This is a genomic window from Pseudomonas sp. AOB-7 (assembly GCF_003696305.1).
GTDB lineage: Bacteria > Pseudomonadota > Gammaproteobacteria > Pseudomonadales > Pseudomonadaceae > Aquipseudomonas.
Genome location: NZ_RFFK01000003.1, coordinates 140,467 through 158,406 on the forward strand (window position 1 = coordinate 140,467; position 17,940 = coordinate 158,406).

11 protein-coding genes and 1 pseudogene are annotated in these 17,940 nt (G+C 68.2%); 9 read left to right on the forward strand and 3 right to left on the reverse strand.

The features are described 5' to 3' along the window. Positions 1-5: 5 nt before the first annotated feature. The 3 genes and pseudogenes from ampE (at position 6) to EA796_RS23675 (ending at position 3,197) form a co-directional block, all read left to right on the forward strand. A complete protein-coding gene (gene ampE / locus EA796_RS07290; RefSeq protein WP_122108142.1) occupies positions 6-839 on the forward strand; it encodes a regulatory signaling modulator protein AmpE in 834 nt (277 codons plus the stop codon). 1,296 nt (positions 840-2,135) lie between these two features. After that, positions 2,136-2,342 (forward strand): annotated as a pseudogene (locus tag EA796_RS23670) (HAMP domain-containing protein); the annotation flags it as partial. A gap of 150 nt (positions 2,343-2,492) precedes the next feature. After that, on the forward strand, positions 2,493-3,197 hold the full coding sequence (locus tag EA796_RS23675) for a methyl-accepting chemotaxis protein (protein WP_371921463.1): 705 nt from the start codon (positions 2,493-2,495) through the stop codon (positions 3,195-3,197). A gap of 226 nt (positions 3,198-3,423) precedes the next feature. Here EA796_RS23675 and EA796_RS07300 read toward each other — a convergent pair whose 3' ends face one another. Further along, entirely contained in the window at positions 3,424-4,203 is a 780-nt protein-coding gene (locus EA796_RS07300) for a TatD family hydrolase (RefSeq protein WP_122108144.1), read from the reverse strand. Positions 4,204-4,471: 268 nt separating this feature from the next. Beyond that, complete coding sequence (gene cra / locus EA796_RS07305; protein ID WP_122108145.1) at positions 4,472-5,458, reverse strand: catabolite repressor/activator; 987 nt, start codon at positions 5,456-5,458, stop codon at positions 4,472-4,474. Between the two features lie 174 nt (positions 5,459-5,632). Here cra and ptsP point away from each other — a divergent pair, with 174 nt between their 5' ends. Genes ptsP through EA796_RS07320 form a run of 3 tightly spaced genes read left to right on the forward strand, consistent with a single transcriptional unit; the run spans position 5,633 to position 11,161 of the window. Beyond that, positions 5,633-8,497: a phosphoenolpyruvate--protein phosphotransferase gene (gene ptsP / locus EA796_RS07310; protein ID WP_122108146.1), complete on the forward strand. Its 2,865-nt coding sequence runs from the start codon at positions 5,633-5,635 to the stop codon at positions 8,495-8,497. Continuing rightward, complete coding sequence (gene pfkB / locus EA796_RS07315) at positions 8,497-9,417, forward strand: 1-phosphofructokinase (RefSeq protein WP_122108147.1); 921 nt, start codon at positions 8,497-8,499, stop codon at positions 9,415-9,417. Before ptsP ends, pfkB begins: the two co-directional genes overlap by 1 nt. Before the next feature lie 13 nt (positions 9,418-9,430). After that, a complete protein-coding gene (locus EA796_RS07320) occupies positions 9,431-11,161 on the forward strand; it encodes a fructose-specific PTS transporter subunit EIIC (protein ID WP_122108148.1) in 1,731 nt (576 codons plus the stop codon). A gap of 84 nt (positions 11,162-11,245) precedes the next feature. On the opposite strand, the gene EA796_RS07325 is transcribed toward EA796_RS07320, so the two are convergent. Further along, positions 11,246-12,829, reverse strand: a complete 1,584-nt coding sequence (locus tag EA796_RS07325) for a peptide chain release factor 3 (RefSeq protein WP_122108149.1) — start codon at positions 12,827-12,829, stop codon at positions 11,246-11,248. A 569-nt stretch (positions 12,830-13,398) separates the two neighbouring features. Here EA796_RS07325 and EA796_RS07330 point away from each other — a divergent pair. From EA796_RS07330 to EA796_RS07340, 3 genes are all read left to right on the forward strand, one after another. Beyond that, positions 13,399-14,562 (forward strand): type III PLP-dependent enzyme, encoded by a 1,164-nt coding sequence (locus EA796_RS07330; protein ID WP_021442828.1) that lies wholly within the window; start codon positions 13,399-13,401, stop codon positions 14,560-14,562. Positions 14,563-14,796: 234 nt separating this feature from the next. After that, positions 14,797-17,091, forward strand: coding sequence for a TonB-dependent siderophore receptor (locus EA796_RS07335; protein WP_021442829.1), 2,295 nt, complete (start codon positions 14,797-14,799; stop codon positions 17,089-17,091). Between the two features lie 147 nt (positions 17,092-17,238). Further along, positions 17,239-17,904 carry a Fe2+-dependent dioxygenase gene (locus EA796_RS07340; RefSeq protein ID WP_122108150.1) on the forward strand — a complete coding sequence of 222 codons (666 nt, stop codon included), beginning with the start codon at positions 17,239-17,241 and terminating at the stop codon, positions 17,902-17,904. The last annotated feature ends 36 nt before the right edge of the window (positions 17,905-17,940 follow it).

The following is a 17,940-nucleotide window of genomic DNA, read 5'->3' on the forward strand; positions in this document are numbered from 1 at the left end:
GTACGATGAGTTTTCTGGTGATTCTGCTGGTGCTGTGGGTCGAGAAGTTTTCCGCCTGGCGCCTGCGCATCCAGCAGGACGGCCCCTGGCTGGCCCAGTTGCAGCGGCTGCAGCAGGGCAGCCTGCAGCAGGCGCCCTGGTTGTGCCTGGCGGCGCTGGTGCTGGTGCCGGTGCTGGCGCTGGGCCTGGTGTTGCTGGTGCTCGAACCGGTGGCCTACGGCTGGCTGGCGCTGCCGGTGCACCTGCTGGTGCTGATCTACAGCCTAGGACGGGGCGATCTGCTGACCGCGCTGGGGCCGTTTCGCGACGCCTGGCGCCGCGGTGACGGGCAGGCGGCCTACCACGTGGTGGAGCGTGACCTGGCGCTGCAGCCGGAGGAGGGCGCCGAACTCCTGCAGCAGGTGCAGGGGCATTTGCTGTGGCAGGCCTACCAGAGTTTCTTCGCGGTGATCTTCTGGTACCTGTTGCTCGGGCCCATGGCCGCCCTGGCCTATCGCCTGCTGGCGCTCTGCGCCGAACATGCCGAGCAGCCGGCGCTGCGCGAACGCGCGGTGCAGCTGCGGCACGCCTTCGACTGGCTGCCGGCGCGGGTGCTGGCCTCCAGCTTCGCCCTGGTCGGCAATTTCGTCGCGGTCAGCCGTGCCTTGCTGCACGAGCTGCTCAGCTGGGACATTTCCGCGGCGCAGCTGGTGATCAAGGCCGGGCGGGCCGCCGGGGAAATGCCGGCGCCGGTGCTGGGCGAGGCGGGCGTCGATACCCTGGATCAGCTCTGGCAGCTGCTGATCCGCGCCGCGGTGGTCTGGTACGCCGGCTACGCCCTGTGGGTGCTACTGGTCTGAGCGCAATCGGCGATCAACGCGGAACCCGAAATCCGCGGCGCTTGCATGGCCCGGATTACGCCTGCGGCTAATCCAGGCGACGGATGGCGAGCCTAATCCCCCAGGGGCGGACGCTTAACCTTAAGTTACAGAGATCGGCGTCGATAACGGGTATATAGGAGGCCGTGGTCGATCCTGTTTTCGTGATGTCCGTCTCACTGCCTGCCTGTATAGACGGCGCCTACTCACATACAGATCGGGCTGCACAGGACGCCGTCGTCAGCCCATGAGAGGCTCGGCGGCGGTCCAGGCAACACTCATAACAATAATGGCAACTGGAGACGTCTAGTGAAGACCGTGTTGTATCCGGCCATCGCGCTGATGAATCGCCTCAGCTTCGGCATGAAGTTCAGCCTGATCAGCGTTCTGTTCTTCCTGCCCATGCTGGTCACCAACTTCTACCTGGTGCGTGACTCCTATCGTCAGTTCGTCGGCACCCAGAGCGCACTGGAAAGCCTCGAGTTGCTCGGCGACAGCCTGCAGTTGCGCCGCGATCTGGAGAGCCTCAACGACCTGGTGCAGATCAACGCGATGATCGGCCAGTCCGGTCAGGCCGGCGATCTGGAGGGGCGCATCAAGCAGTTGCAGCAGGCGCTCGACGCCGGCCTGCAAGGTCTCGAGCCGGTGGTGCGCGATGCCGAGCAGGCCGCCGAGTTCGTTGCCAAGCGCGACGAGATGCTCGCCGCACTGAAGAGTGCCGAGGCCGAGACCTCGTTGCAGAGCAAGACGGTGATAGTCGAGAAGCTGCTCGGCTCCTCCCAGGTGTTCATCAAGCTGGTGGCCAGCCAGGCCGGCCTCAGCCAGGACCCGCAGCGGCAGGTGCGGCAGATCACCGAGCTGATCGCCAACGTCACCCCGCAGGTCACCGATGTGCTCAGCCAGGGCCGGGCCATCGGCTCCTACTCCCTGGGCCAGGGCTTCCTCAACTCCGCGGCCAGCACCAAGTTCGACGACCTGCTGCTGCAACTGGAAAAGCTGCACGCCGAGTACGGCCTCAACCTGCAGGAAGCGCTGGCCGGCAACGTCACCGCGCAGAACGGCCTGGGCAGCCTGGCCGAGGCCAGCCGGCAGACCCTCAAGGACAGCGCCGTGCTGTTCGAGGATCAGGTGATCATCGCCGACAGTCTGGACACGCCCTGGGCGCAATTCTACGACCAGGTCAGCCAGCAGATGGCCAAGACCCACGCCTTCAACGACGGCCTGCTGGCCTTCCTCGACAGCCAGCTGAGCGAGCGCCTGAATGACAACCGCGCGCAGATGGTGCTGCTGGTGGCGGCCCTGGTAGTGGTGTTCCTGTTGATTCTCTACCTCTACGCCGGCTTCTACGTCTCCACCCGCTCCACCCTGAAGACCCTCGGCCAGGTGATGGAAAAGGTCGCCGCCGGCGACATGACCGTGAGCTTCCAGGCGCAGAGCCGCGACGAACTGGGTGAACTGGGCCAGGTGTTCAACCAGACCGTGGTGCGTATTCACGACCTGATCGAACGGGTCGGCCACACCGTCGGCGAAGTCGAAGGCCAGGCCGACCGCGTCGAGCTGGTGTCCGGCGAGAGCAACCAGGCGGTGGCCGGCCAGCGCGCGCAGATCGAGCAGGTGGCCACGGCGATGAACCAGATGTCCGCCACTGCCCAGGAAGTGGCACGCAGCGCCGCCGCCGCGGTGGGCAGCGCGCAGAGCGTCAACCAGGAAACGGTCAGCGGCCGCGCCCTGGTCGAGACCCAGGTCGGCGCCATCCAGCGTCTGGCCGGCGAGATCGACCAGTCGGTGGCGGTGATCAACCAGCTGGCCAGCGACAGCGCCTCGATCAGCCAGGTGCTCGACGTGATCAAGGGCATCGCCGAGCAGACCAACCTGCTGGCGCTCAACGCCGCCATCGAGGCGGCGCGTGCCGGCGAGCAGGGTCGCGGCTTCGCCGTGGTGGCCGACGAGGTGCGCAACCTGGCCAAGCGCACCCAGCAGTCCACCGAGGAAATCGAGTCGATGATCGCCAAGCTGCAGGGCGGCGTCGGCGCGGCGGTCAAGGCGATGAACGCCAGCCACCAGATGGCCGATGGCACGGTCAGCGAGTCGGCCAAGGTGCAGCAGGCGCTGGAGAACATCCTCGGTGCGGTGGGCTTGATCGTCGACCAGAACCAGCAGATCGCCGCCGCCGCCGAGCAGCAGACCGCGGTGGCCCACGACATCGACCAGAACATCGTCGAGATCAACCACGCCGGCGAACGCACCGCCGCCGGCGCCAGCCAGACCGAACAGGCCAGCCGCGAGCTGAGCGAACTGGTCTCGCGGCTCAAGCAACTGATCGGTGCGTTTCGGGTGTAGGGATACGTATGGCAGGTGCTTTAGCGGCGAGCTTTCAGCGGTTGTAGTCGCGGCTAAAGCCTCTCCCGCGGATATTCGAGCTAACCCACGACCAGCTCTTAGCTCGGACGCAATCCGGGATGGTTTGGCGTCTGAGCCCGGATTTCATCCGGGCTACAACGACAGTGCCCCCCCATAGGTGCTGCGGGGCGCCTAGCCTTGCCAGCACGCTGGCTCCTACGGCGTTTTAAGTCCAGCCGAACAATTCGCAGGCATTGCGGCTGCTGGCCGTGGCCAGTTCCTCGGCCGTGATGCCGCGCAGCGCCGCCAGCACGGTGCAGATGTCCGCCAGGTATTCGGGGCTGTTGCGCTGGTTCGGGTGCATGGCCGGGGCCATGTCCGGGGCGTCGGTCTCCAGCACCATGGCCTCCAGCGGCAGTTGCGTGAGCACCTTGCGCAGGCGGTTGGCTTGCGGCCAGGTGGCGGCGCCGCCGAGGCCGAGGCGAAAGCCCAGCTTGAGGTACTCGCGCGCCTCCTCGTAGCTGCCGGCGAAGGCGTGGACGATGCCGCCGCGCTTGAGGCGAAAGCGCTTGAGGGTGGCGATGGTCGCCGCATGGGCGCGGCGCACGTGGAGCAGGGCGGGTAGTTCGAACTCGGCGGCCAGCGCCAGCTGCGCCTCGAACAGCGCCTGCTGGCGCTGGCGGTCTAGGCTGTCCAGGTAGTAGTCCAGGCCGAATTCGCCCAGCGCGCAGAGCCGCGGATGGCCGGCCAGGCGCGTCAGCCAGGCGCGCAGCTCGCCCAGGTGTTCGGGCAGGTGCTGCTCCAGATACACCGGGTGCAGGCCGAAGGCGGCGTACAGGCCGTCTTCGACCTGCACCAGATCCCACAGCCGTTGCCAGTTGGTCTGGTACACCCCGAGCACCACCAGGCGCTCGACACCCAGGGCGCGGCTGCGCGCCAGCATCTCGGCGCGGTCTGCGTCGAAGTCGGGGAAATCCAGGTGGGTGTGGGTGTCGATCAGGCGCATGGAGCAAGCATCGGCGATTTGTCCGGCAGATGCCAGGCGCGCAGAAATTTGCCAGCCGATTCAATCGTTTAACTCACAGTAACGGTGCAGCAAGCTGTGTATAAGTTGTGCGCCGATGGCGCCGGCGCAGAGCCGGCGCGGCATTGTCTCGGCTGGTCGTTTATTGATCGGCGTGGCTTGATCCTAGGAGCTGCGGGGCGCCTGGTCTGGCCGGCGATCTGTGCTCGATCGCCCGCCAGCGGGCTTCTACCGGCGTCTTCTCCGCGCTCTACAGCCGCGCCTTGAAGCTGCGCTCGATGGCCTCGATGCCGGGGCGGTAGTCGTCCTGCTCCACCGCCTGCAGCGCCCAGGCCAGCACCCGTTCGGCGATGCGCTCGTGCTGCTGGCTCATGACGTTGACCCGCAGCGGCAGAAAATCCAACAACTGGGTGTCGCCGAAGGTGGCCAGGCGCAGCGCCGGCCAGGCTTGCGGCGCCCGTTCGCGCAGGGCGTCGAGCACCCCTTCGAGCAGTACGTAGGCGGTGGTGAGCAGGGCGTCGGGGGCGCCGGCCTCGGCCAGCAGCGCCTGCATCTGGCGCTGGCCGCTGGCGCGGCTGAACTGCTCGCCGTGCAGCACGCTGATGCGCCCGGCGAACCCTTGCAGCGCCTGGCGAAAGCCGCGTTCGCGGGCTTGGCTGATCACCAACTCGGGGCGCGCGCCGAGCAGGGCGATATGCCGCGGCGGCGGCGTGAGCAGGCTGGCGGTGAGCTGGGCGCCGGCCTGCTCGTCGTCGCTGACCACCGAGCGGATATGCGCCGGGTCCAGCGCGCGGTCCACCGCGATCACCGGCAGGCCGCCGGCCACCAGGCGGCGGTACAGCGGATCGTCCGGCGGCAGGCAGCTGGCGACGATCAGCGCGTCGCAGCGGCGCGAGCGGAACAGTTCGAGCAACTGCCGCTCGCTGTGCGGGTCGTCGTCGGAGCTGGCGATCAGCAATTGATAGCCGGCAGCGCGGGCCTTCTGCTCCAGCAGCTTGGCCAGGCGCGCGTAGCTGGGGTTTTCCAGGTCGGGGAGGATGAAGCCCAGGCAGCGGCTCTGCCCGCGGCGCAGGCCGGCGGCCTGCTGGTCGGGGCGATAGCCGTGCTGCTCGACCACCGCCAGCACCCGCTCCACCGTGGCCGGGCTGATGCGCCGGCGCTCGGCCTGACCGTTGATCACGTAGCTGGCGGTGGTCACCGAGACCTGCGCCAGGCGGGCGATATCGCTGAGTTTCACGGGGCTTCCAGGCTGTCGACGACGATCGGGCTTCAAGGATCGCCGATTCTGGGATAAGGTGCCAGCGCTAGATGAAACGTTTCAGCAAGTGCTTTCATCGACTAGGCTAAGAACAAGATCGCGAATCCGGGTGGCCGCATGACTCGGATACCTCGCCTGCCGGAGGACATTTCCATGCTCGAACTCGACGCCAGCCAGATCCAGATGGGCCGTCAGGCCGTGGACAAACAGGCGGCGCTGGCCATGCTCGGCGAGGCTCTGGCCGCCGCCGGCCTGGCCACCGCGGATTACCTGGCCGGCCTGCAGGCGCGCGAGGCACAGGGCTCGACCTTTCTCGGCCAGGGCATCGCCATCCCCCACGGCACCCCGCAGACCCGCGACCAGGTGCTGCGCACCGGCGTCTGCCTGATCCAGTTCCCCGACGGCGTGGACTGGGGCAACGGCCAACAGGTGTACCTGGCCATCGCCATCGCCGCGCAGTCCGACGAGCACCTGCACCTGCTGCAGCTGCTCACCCGTGCGCTCGGCGAGGGCGATTTGAGCCAGGCGCTGCGCACGGCGCGCACGCCCGAGCAGATCGTCGAGTTGCTGCAGGGCGCGCCGCAGGCGCTGGCGATGGACGGCCAACTGGTGGGCCTGGGCCTGCCGGTCGAGGATTTCGACGAGCTGCTCTGGCAGGGCGCGCGGCTGCTCAAGCAGGCCGGCTGCGCGGCCTCCGGTTTCGCCCTCAGCCTGGCCCGCGGCGAGCCGCTGCCACTGGGCGAGGGGCTGTGGTGGCTGCACAGCGAACGGGGCGTGGAGCGGCCGGGGCTGGCCTTCGTCACTCCGGCGGCGCCCCTGAGGTTTCGCGGCGAGCCGCTCAAGGGCCTGTTCTGCCTGGCCAGCCAGGGCGAGGCGCATCGTCAGGCGCTGGAACGGCTGTGCGACGTGCTGATCGGCGGGCGCGCCGCCGAGTTGTGCGAGGCGCACAGCAGCCGCAGCGTGATCGAGGCCCTCGGCGGCGAGGTTGCGCCGGACTGGCCCAGCGTGCAGCTGCCACTGGCCAACGCCCACGGCCTGCATGCGCGCCCGGCCAAGATTCTGAGCGAACTGGCGCAGGGCTTCGCCGGCGAGATCCGCGTGCGCCTGGCCGGCGACGACGGCGCCGGCGTCTCGGCCAAGAGCCTCAGCCGCCTGCTCGCCCTCGGCGCGCGGCGTGGGCAGGTCCTCGAATTCAGCGCCGAACCGGGCATCGCCGATGACGCCCTGCCGGCGCTGCGCGCGGCGCTGGAGAGCGGCCTGGGCGAGGCGGTCGAGCCGTTGCCAGTGGCGCCGCAGGAGCCGGCAGCCGACGAAACCGCGCAGGTGCCGCTGCAGGCGCCGCCGGCCGGCAGCCGCCTGCAGGCGGTGGCCGCCTCGCCGGGCATCGCCATGGGCCCGGCGCTGGTGCGGGTGCTGCCGCGCTTCGACTATGCCGAGCAGGGCCAGGGCGCCGCTAGCGAGCGGCGCCGGCTGGATGCGGCGCTGGCGGCCATCGGCGGCGAGATCCAACGGATGGTCGATGGCGCCGGGGTGGCCAGCATCCGCGAGATCTTCAGCGCCCACCTGGCCATGCTCGACGATCCGGCGCTGCGCGAGGACGTCGACGCCCGTCTGGCCCGCGGCGCCAGTGCCGAGGCGGCCTGGCAGGCCGAGATCGAGGCCGCCGCGCAGCGTCAGGAGGCCCTGCACGACGCGCTGCTGGCCGAGCGCGCCGCCGACCTGCGCGACATCGGCCGCCGCGTGCTGGCGCGCCTGTGCGGCGTCGAGCTGCCGGGCGAGCCGGACGAGCCCTATGTACTGGTGATGGCCGAGGTGGCGCCGTCCGATGTCGCCGGCCTGGACCGCCAGCGCGTCGCCGGCATCCTCACCGCGCGCGGCGGCGCCACCGCGCACAGCGCCATCATCGCCCGCGCCCTGGGCATTCCCGCCGTGGTTGGCGCCGGCGAGGCGGTGCTGGCGCTGGCCCAGGGCACGCCGCTGCTGCTCGACGGCGACAGCGGCCTGCTGCGCGTGGCGCCGGATCAGGCGACCCGCCAGCAGGCCCTGCGCGAGCGCGAAACCGCGCAGCGCCGCCGCGAGCAGGCGCATGCCGAGCGCCTGCAGGCGGCCGTGACCAGCGACGGCGTGCGCGTCGAGGTGGCGGCCAATATCGGCGCCGCCGGCGAGGCCGCCGAGGCGGTGGCCCTGGGCGCCGAGGCGGTGGGCCTGCTGCGCACCGAACTGGTGTTTATGGAACACGCCCAGGCGCCGAGCCAGGCGGCCCAGGAAGTCGAGTACCGCCGCGTACTCGACGCCTTGGGCGGTCGCCCGCTGGTGGTGCGCACCCTGGATGTCGGCGGCGACAAGCCGCTGCCCTACTGGCCGATGCCGGCCGAGGAAAACCCCTTCCTCGGCGTGCGCGGCATTCGCCTTAGCCTGCAGCGTCCGGAGATCCTCGAAACCCAGCTGCGCGCGCTGCTGGCCGCGGCCGAGGGGCGTCCGCTGCGGATCATGTTCCCCATGGTCGGCGCGGTGGAGGAGTGGCGGGTGGCGCGCGACATGGCCCTGCGCCTGCGCGAGGAAATCCCCCTGGCCGACCTGCAGCTCGGCATCATGGTCGAGGTGCCGTCGGCGGCCCTGCTGGCGTCGGTGCTGGCGCGCGAGGTGGACTTCTTCAGCATCGGCACCAACGACCTGACCCAGTATTGCCTGGCCATCGACCGTGGTCACCCGACCCTCTCGGCCCAGGCCGACGGCCTGCACCCGGCGGTGCTGCGGCTGATCGGCATGACGGCGGCGGCGGCGCATGCCGAGGGCAAGTGGGTCGGGGTGTGCGGCGAGCTGGCCAGCGACCGTCTGGCGGTGCCGCTGCTGGTCGGCCTGGGCGTGGACGAGCTGAGCGTGTCACCGCGCGCCATCGCCCTGGTCAAGGCGCGCGTGCGCGAGCTGGACAGCCGCCATGCGCGCGCGCTGGCCGAGCAGGCGCTGGCGCTGGACAGCGCCGTCGCGGTGCGCGCGCTGGTCGCGGAGGTGCACTGATGGCGCGCATCCTGACCCTGACCCTGAACCCGGCGCTGGACCTGACCCTTAGCCTCGACCAGCTGCAGCCCGGCGCGGTCAACCGCTGCCACGATTTTGCCAGCCATGCCGCCGGCAAGGGCCTGAACGTCGCCCAGGTGCTCGCCGACCTCGGCCACAGCCTGAGCGTGGCCGGCTTCCTCGGCCGCGCCAACGCGGCGCCGTTCGAGGCCCTGATGCACCGGCGCGGCTTCCACGACCTGTTCGTCCGCGTGCCCGGCGAGACGCGCAGCAATATCAAGCTGGCCGAGGCCGACGGGCGCATCACCGACCTCAACGGCCCCGGTCCGCAGGTCGAGGCCGAGCACCTGGAGCAGTTGCTCGAAGAGCTGGCCCCGCTGCTGGCCGGCCACGACGCCATGGTCGTGGCCGGCAGCCTGCCGCGCGGGGTTGCGCCTGAGTGGTTCGCCGGCCTGCTGCGCCGGCTCAGGGCCAGCGGTGTGCCGCTGGCGGTCGACAGCAGCGGCGCCGCACTGAGCGCTGCGCTGGCGGTGACGCCCTGGCTGATCAAGCCCAACGAGGAGGAGCTGGCCGAGGCCTGCGGCAGCGACCTCGACGCGGCGGTGCGCGGCCTGCGCGCCCAGGGCATCGAGCACGTGCTGCTGTCGCGCGGCGCCGCCGGCGTCGACTGGCACGGCCCAGGCATCGCCCTGCGCGCTATTCCGCCGCGGGTCGCGGTGGCCAGCACGGTCGGCGCCGGCGACTCCCTGCTGGCCGCCAGCCTGCACGGTGTGCTGTCGGGCTGGCCGGCCGAGCGCACCCTGCGCCTGGCCACCGCGGTGGCCGCCCAGGCGGTGACCCAGGTCGGCTTCGGCATCCACGATCGCGAACAGCTGGCGCGCCTGGAAGCGGCGGTGCAGCTGCAGTCCCTAGAAGAATAAGAGGCCTTTCACGATGAACCTGCTGATCGTCACCGCCTGCCCCAACGGCCAGGTCACCAGCGTGCTCTGCTCGCGCCTGCTGCAGGCCGCCGCCGAGCGCCTGGGCTGGAGCACCCGCGTCGAGGTGCACGACGCCCGCGCCATCGGCGCGCCGCTGAGCGAGGCGGATATCGCCGCCGCCGACCTGGTACTGGTGGTCAAGACCGGCGAGTTGCCGCTGAGCCGCTTCGTCGGCAAACGCCTGCTGCAATCCACCCCGGCCGAGGCGCTGGCCGATCCGCAGCGTTTCCTGCGCGAGGCGGCCGAGCGCGCCCAGCCCTACGCCGAGCAGGCCGCGGCCGTGGCCGCTGACCGACCCCGTCTGGTGGCGGTGACCGCCTGCCCGACCGGGGTGGCGCACACCTTTATGGCCGCCGAGGCGCTGCAGCAGGCGGCCGCGCGCATGGGCCTCGAGCTGCAGGTGGAGACCCGCGGCTCGGTGGGCGCGCGCAACCTGCTGGACGAGGCTGCCATCGCTGCCGCCGACGCGGTGCTGCTGGCCGCCGATATCGAGGTGGATACCGCCCGCTTCGCCGGCAAGAAGGTCTATCGCTGCGGCACCGGGGTGGCGCTGAAGCAGCCGCAGCAGACCCTCGAGCGCGCCCTGGCCGAGGCCCGGCCGCTGAGCGAGGCGACGCCGGCCGAGGGCGCCACCACGGCCAAACCCGGTGCCAAGGCCGGGCCCTACAAGCACCTGCTCACCGGCGTGTCCTATATGCTGCCGATGGTGGTGGCCGGCGGTCTGCTGATCGCCCTGTCCTTCGTCTTCGGCATCGAGGCGTTCAAGGAGGAGGGCAGCCTGGCCGCGGCGCTGATGAAGATCGGCGGCGAGACGGCGTTCCAGCTGATGGTGCCGCTGCTGGCCGGCTATATCGCCTACTCCATCGCCGATCGCCCGGGGCTGGCGCCGGGGATGATCGGCGGGCTGCTGGCCAGCTCGCTGGGCGCCGGTTTTATCGGCGGCATCATCGCCGGCTTTCTCGCCGGTTACTCGGCCCTGGCCATCGCCCGCTGGCTGCGCCTGCCGGACAGCATCGAGGCGCTGAAACCCATCCTGATCATCCCGCTGGTCGCCAGCCTGTTCACCGGCCTGGTGATGATCTACCTGGTGGGCAGCCCGGTGGCCGGCATGCTCGCCGGGCTGACCGCCTTCCTCGACGGCATGGGCAGCACCAATGCGATTCTGCTCGGCCTGCTGCTCGGCGGCATGATGTGCGTCGATCTCGGCGGACCGATCAACAAGGCCGCCTACGCCTTCTCCGTGGGCCTGCTGGCCTCGCAGAGCTACGCGCCGATGGCCGCGACCATGGCCGCCGGCATGGTGCCGCCGATCGGCATGGCCATCGCCACCCTGCTGGCGCGGCGCAAGTTCGCCCAGAGCGAACGCCAGGCCGGCAAGGCGGCTGGCGTACTGGGGCTTTGCTTTATCTCCGAGGGGGCGATCCCTTTCGCCGCCAAGGACCCGCTGCGGGTGATCCCGGCCAGCATCGCCGGCGGTGCCCTGACCGGTGCGCTGTCGATGTACTTCGGCTGCAAGCTGATGGCGCCGCACGGCGGGCTGTTCGTGCTGCTGATCCCCAACGCGATCAACCAGGCGCTGCCGTATCTGCTGGCCATCGTCGCCGGCAGCCTGCTCACCGGGGTGGTCTATGCCGTGATCAAACGCGCCGATGCCCCGCCGCTGGCGGTGGGGGCGGCGGCGTAGGCCCCTCTTACCCCATCCCTCTTCCTATAAGGGAGAGGGATGGGGTGCCCGGCGAGGGGGGGGGGGTCGTGGGTTCACCGCCGATCAGTGATGCTCACGCGTGGCGCGGAACTTGATCTCCGGCCAGCGCTCTTCCATCAGGCTGAGGTTGACCCGGGTCGGGGCCAGGTAGGTGAGGTGGCCGCCGCCGTCGACGGCGAGGTTCTCGTAGGCCTTGTCCTTGAACTCCTTGAGCTTCTTCTCGTCGCTGCAGTCGATCCAGCGCGCCGACCAGACGTTGATCGCCTCGTAGGCGCATTCCACCTTGTATTCCTCCTTCAGGCGGCTGGCGACCACGTCGAACTGTAGCACACCGACCGCGCCGAGGATGATGTCGTTGTTGCGCTCGGGGAAGAACACCTGGGTCGCGCCTTCCTCGGCCAGTTCCTGCAGGCCCTGGCGTAGCTGCTTGGATTTCAGCGGGTCCTTCAGGCGCACGCGGCGGAACAGTTCCGGGGCGAAGTGGGGGATGCCGGTGAAGCCCAGGCTCTCGCCTTCGGTGAAGGTGTCGCCGATCTGGATGGTGCCGTGGTTGTGCAGGCCGATGATGTCGCCGGCGAAGGCTTCGTCCAGGTGCTCGCGCTCGCTGGAGAAGAAGGTCAGCGCGTCGGCGACCTTGAGGTCCTTCTTGATGCGCACGTGGCGCATCTTCATGCCCTTCTCGTACTTGCCCGAACAGATACGCATAAAGGCGATGCGGTCGCGGTGTTTCGGGTCCATGTTCGCCTGGATCTTGAACACGAAGCCGCTGAACTTCTCCTCGATCGGTTCCACCACCCGTTCGTGGGCGGCGCGCGGCAGCGGGCGCGGTGCCCAGTCGACCACGGCGTCGAGCACCTGGTCGACGCCGAAGTTGCCCAGCGCGGTGCCGAAGAACACCGGGGTCATCTCGCCCTTGAGGAAGGCTTCGGCATCGAATTCGTGGCAGGCGCCCTGCACCAGCTCCAGCTGGTCGACGAAGTTGTCGTAGAGGTCGCCCAGGTGTGCGCGGGCCGCGTCCGAGTCGAGGTGCTCGATGATCTTCACCTCGGTACGCTCGTGGCCGTGGCCCGGGGTGTAGACGATGATCTTGTCTTCGGACAGGTGGTACACGCCCTTGAAGTCGCGGTAGCAGCCGATCGGCCAGGTGATGGGCGCGGCCTTGATGTTCAGCACCGCCTCGATCTCGTCGAGCAACTCGATGGGGTCGCGGATATCGCGGTCGAGCTTGTTGATAAAGCTCACAATCGGAGTATCCCGCAGGCGGCACACGTCCATCAGGGCGATGGTGCGCGGCTCCACGCCCTTGCCGCCGTCGAGCACCATCAGCGCGCTGTCCACCGCGGTCAGGGTGCGGTAGGTGTCTTCGGAGAAGTCTTCGTGGCCGGGGGTGTCGAGCAGGTTGATCATGTGCTCGCGGTAGGGGAACTGCATCACCGAGGTGGTGATGGAGATGCCGCGCTGCTTTTCCATCTCCATCCAGTCGCTGGTGGCGTGGCGGTCGGATTTGCGCGACTTCACCGTGCCGGCGACCTCGATGGCCTTGCCCATCAGCAGCAGCTTCTCGGTGATGGTGGTCTTACCGGCGTCCGGGTGGGAAATGATGGCGAAGGTACGGCGCTTGGCGACTTCGGCGGCCTGGGTGGTCATGGGCTGAACCTGGATGAAGATGGGGCGAAAAATTGGTCGCGAAGTATACAGCAAGCGCCGTGCGGGTGCCTGCACCTCGGTGGCGAGCCGCCGGCAGCTTGTCGCGCCGCTGCAGAGTGTCGGATGGGTTTTTGCGAAGCCAATCTCCGGCCTGGTCATGGCGCTGACTCAAGGCTGTTCTAGACTGTTTTGCCGCAAGGAGTTCGCCTGCCGGGCAAGCGGCTGCAGGCCGCGCCCGTTCAGCATTTCCGGGCATTTCGTGCGATATCCGGAACGATGAAATTTCCGGTTGATCTGAGGGGCGCATGGTCTTAAAGTCCGCGCCCGAACGTCCATGCTGGAAACGATCCATCCGGCTCAAGTACTGACGACGAGAGGTTGCCGGCCGGCCAGGTCGGTACCGGTGATGCTCGGCGACATGCCTTGGGAAGTAGGCGAACCAAAGTGGGGAAACTGTCAGACGTTCAGGCCGGAGCAACGCGCGGCCAGCCCCGACACGTGGCGGAACCTGTAAGCGGTTCTGCTGCCCGAATCAATGTGTTCCCGGTTTTGCCATTGGAGTCACCAGCATGTCGATCAAGGTCGAAGACTATTACGCACCCGCCACTTTTGCCCGCATGAAGGCGTTCGCCGATCAGCACGAAACCCCCTTCGTGGTGATCGACCGGCAGATCATCAGCGATGCCTACGATCAGCTGGGCAACTGCTTCCCGTTCGCCAAGGTCTACTACGCGGTCAAGGCCAACCCGGCCGTCGAGATCATCGAGCTGCTGCGCGACAAGGGCTCGAGCTTCGACATCGCCTCGATCTACGAGCTGGACAAGGTGATGGCCACCGGCGTTGGTCCCGAGCGCATCAGCTACGGCAACACCATCAAGAAGGCGCGCGACATCCGCTACTTCTTCGACAAGGGCGTGCGCCTGTTCGCCACCGACTCCGAGGCCGACCTGCGCAATATCGCCAAGGCCGCACCGGGCGCCAAGGTCTATGTGCGCATCCTCACCGAAGGCTCGACCAGCGCCGACTGGCCGCTGTCGCGCAAGTTCGGCTGCCAGCCGGACATGGCCCTGGACCTGCTGATCCTGGCCAAGCAGCTGGGCCTGGTGCCCTACGGCATCTCCTTCCACGTCGGCTCGCAGCAGCGCGACATCGACGTGTGGGACGCGGCCATCGCCAAGGTCAAGGTGATCTTCGAGCGCCTCAAGGAAGAAGACGGCATCACCCTGCAGATGATCAACATGGGCGGCGGCTTCCCGGCCAACTACATCCAGCGCACCAACGACCTGGAAACCTACGCCGAGGAAATCACCCGTTTCCTCAAGGAAGACTTCGGCGACGAGCTGCCAGAAATCATCCTCGAACCGGGTCGCTCGCTGATCGCCAACGCCGGCGTGCTGGTCTCGGAAGTGGTGCTGGTGGCGCGCAAGTCGCGCACCGCGGTGGAGCGCTGGGTCTACGCCGACGTCGGCAAGTTCAGCGGCCTGATCGAAACCATGGACGAGTCGATCAAGTTCCCGATCTGGACCGAGAAGAAGGGCGAGATGGAGGAAGTGGTGATCGCCGGTCCCACCTGCGACAGCGCCGACATCATGTACGAGCACTACAAGTACGGCCTGCCGCTCAACCTGGCCAGCGGCGACCGCCTGTACTGGCTGTCCACCGGTGCCTACACCACCAGCTACAGCGCGGTGGAGTTCAACGGCTTCCCGCCGCTGAAGTCCTACTACCTGTAAGCGACCTGCCTGGTCAGCAACGCCCACCTTGTGTGGGCGTTGTCATTTCTGCCGCCGGGCTTCTGCGCTTTCCCCCGGTTCGGCTGTAAACCCCTTTCCAGAGCGCTCTGTTGGCTAGGCGCGATTGTCAGTGACATATTTGTTACAAATTCTCCTTTGTAAATCGTTCGTAAAGATTGATTGCAACTGAATCTCATCTACTATCGCGCGCAGTTTTTATCTGGAGTGATTCTCGTGAGCGATAAGCATAACAAGCGTGCACCTCTTCCCCAGCGTCGCCTGCTGGCTTCGGCCGTCGGCCTGGCCCTGGCGTCCGGCTTCGCCGTGGCTCAGGACAGTGCAGTGGAGCTGGACAACGTCACCGTGCAGGGGCAGCAGGACCAGGGCTACAAGGTCGACAAGGCGTCCTCGCCGAAGCAGACCGCGGCGCTGCTGGATACCCCACAGACGATCAACATCATTCCCGAAGCGCTGTTTCGCGAGCAGAACGCGCGCACCCTCACCGAGGTGCTGAAAAACACCCCGGGGATCAGTTTCAACGCCGGTGAGAACGGCTTCGCCAGCGGCACCAACAACTTCAGCCTGCGCGGTTTCGACACCAGCGGCAGCATCTTCATCGACGGCGCCCGCGACAACGGCAGCTACACCCGCGACGTGTTCAACGTCGAGCAGGTGGAAGTGGCCAAGGGCCCGGCCGCCGACAACGGCCGCGGTGGCGCCGGCGGCTACGTCAATCTGGTGACCAAGACGCCGACCCTGGAAAGCTTCATTGCCGGTGGCGCCAGCTTCGGCTTCGATCAGTACGATTCCGAGGCGCGCCGCCGCGCCACCCTAGATACCAACCAGATCATCCACGACAGCGCCGCCTTCCGCCTCAACCTGCTGGTGGAAGACAGCGGCGTGGCCGGTCGCGAGCACGCCGAAAAGAACAGCTGGGGCCTGGCGCCGTCGCTGGCCTTCGGCCTGGGCACCGACACCCGCGCGATCTTCGCCTACGAGCACGTGCAGATGAACGACCGCCCGGACTGGGGCGTTTCCGGTGCGTCGGTCAAGGGCATGAAGGGCGACACGCCCTACAACCCGGCGCTGTCCGGGGTCGACCGCGACGAGTTCTACGGCCTCAAGTCGGACTTCGACGACACCACCAGCGATGCGCTGCTGGTGCGTCTGGAACACGACCTGTCCACCGGCATGACCCTGAGCAACCAGACCCGCTGGGCGCGCGTCGACCGCCAGGCGCGCTACACCCTGCCCTTCCAGTACCTGGGCGGCGACCAGCTGCGTACCGACACCCAGTTCTACGACCGGGTCAACACCAGCCTGAGCAACCTGACCAACCTGTCGGCGCAGTTCGCCACCGGTTCGATCAAGCACAACCTGGCCGCCGGCCTGGAGCTGACCCGCGAGGAGTCCGAGGCCGGCACCTATGCCGAGGTCAACCCGGGCAACGTCAATATCTTCGATCCGGACTGGGAGCGTAGCGGGCCGGTTTCCAAGCACAGCCGCCTGCGCGAGCGCAGCGACGTGACCGTCGACACCGTGGCGCTGTACCTCTACGACACCCTGGAGTTCACCCCGCAGTGGCAACTGACCGGCGGCCTGCGCCTGGAGCAGTACGACGTCGATATCCGCAGCCGTAACGTCCAGACCGGCGCCGCGGTGGGCGCCGACGGCTTCGACGACCGCGAGTTCAGCATCGGCGGCAAACTCGGCCTGGTCTACAAGCCGGCAGAGAACGGCAGTCTGTATGCCGCCTACGGCGTGTCCACCCAGCCGCCCGGCTCCTACCTGTCCAACCCGGACATCTCGCGGGTCAACGGCCAGGCCTTCCCCGGCTTCGTCCCGGGCGCCGATCCGGTGCGCGCGCACAACTACGAAGTCGGCACCAAGTGGGACTTCTTCGACAAGCGCCTGTCCACCACCGCAGCGCTGTTCTACACGGTGAAGAAGGACGTGGCCATCACCGGCCGCGACGCCGGCGAGACCAGCGACAGCCTCAAGGGCTACGGCGAGCAGGTGGTCAAGGGCCTGGAGCTGGGCGCCTCGGGCCAGATCACCGAGGCCTGGAACGTCTACGGCGGCATCGTCTTCATGGACAGCGAGCGCAAGCACAGCGCCTATCTGGACGAGGTGCGTCGACGCGCCAACGCCGGCGACTACGGCACTGCGCTGCGCACCGACGGCGACGAGCTGGCCTTCACCCCCAAGGTGTCTGGCAACCTGTGGACCACCTACCGCCTGCCGGTCGGCCTGACCCTGGGCCTGGGCGCGCAGCACGTCGGTTCGTCCTACCTGGGTCGCCCGGACGATGCCAGCCGTATCGTCGCCAACGGCCTGTACGGCAAGCTGCCGAGCTACACCACCTTCGCCGCCATGGCCAGCTACGAGGTCAACCAGAACCTCGATGTGCGCCTGAACGTCGACAACCTGACCGACGAGGAATACGCCGTCTCCAGCAACTGGAACGGTCGCCGCGTGCTGCTGGGCGACCCGCGTACCTTCACCCTGAGCACCAACTTCCGCTTCTAAGCGCAAGTGCCTGTGGCAACGCCCCGACCGCGCCAGCGGCCGGGGCGTTTGCCTATAGCAGGAGCGAGCGCCAGGCATGGCTGTCATAGTGGCCTCGCTCTCTTTAGAATTCTGCGCCAACGGCGAGCCGCCCTGGAGACCTCACCCATGCTGCATATCCCCGATCTGCTGAGCGCCGAGCAGCTGCGCCAGTGTCGCGCCGCGCTGCAGGCCGCCAACTGGCAGGACGGTCGGCACAGCGCCGGGCACCAGGCGGTCGGCGTCAAGGCCAACCAGCAACTGGCCCAGGACGATCCGCTGGCCCAGCAACTGGCCGAGTTCGTCCTCGCCCAGCTCGGCCAGAGCCCGCGTTTCATGGCCGCTGCACTGCCGCTCAAGGTGCTGCCGCCGCGCTTCAACCGCTACGCCGAGGGCGGCAGCTACGGCGCGCATATCGACAGCGCCGTGTTCAGCGTGCCGGGCACGCCGCACCGCATCCGCGCCGACCTGTCGGCCACCCTGTTCCTCAGCGAGCCGGACGAGTACGACGGCGGCGAGCTGGTGCTGCAGGACAAGCGCGTCAAGCTGCCTGCCGGCCATCTGCTGCTCTATTCCAGCGGCAGCCTGCACCGGGTCGAGCCGGTGACCCGCGGCGCGCGCCTGGCCGCCTTCTTCTGGGTGCAGAGCCTGGTGCGCGAGGAGTCGCAGCGTAACCTGCTGCTGGAGCTGGACGACAGCATCCAGGCGTTGCGCCAGCAACTGCCGGACAGCCCCGAGCTGCTGCGCCTGACCGGCGTCTACCACAACCTGCTGCGCCAGTGGTCGCAGACCTGAGCGCCCGACCCATAGCCCGGATGCAATCCGGGGATA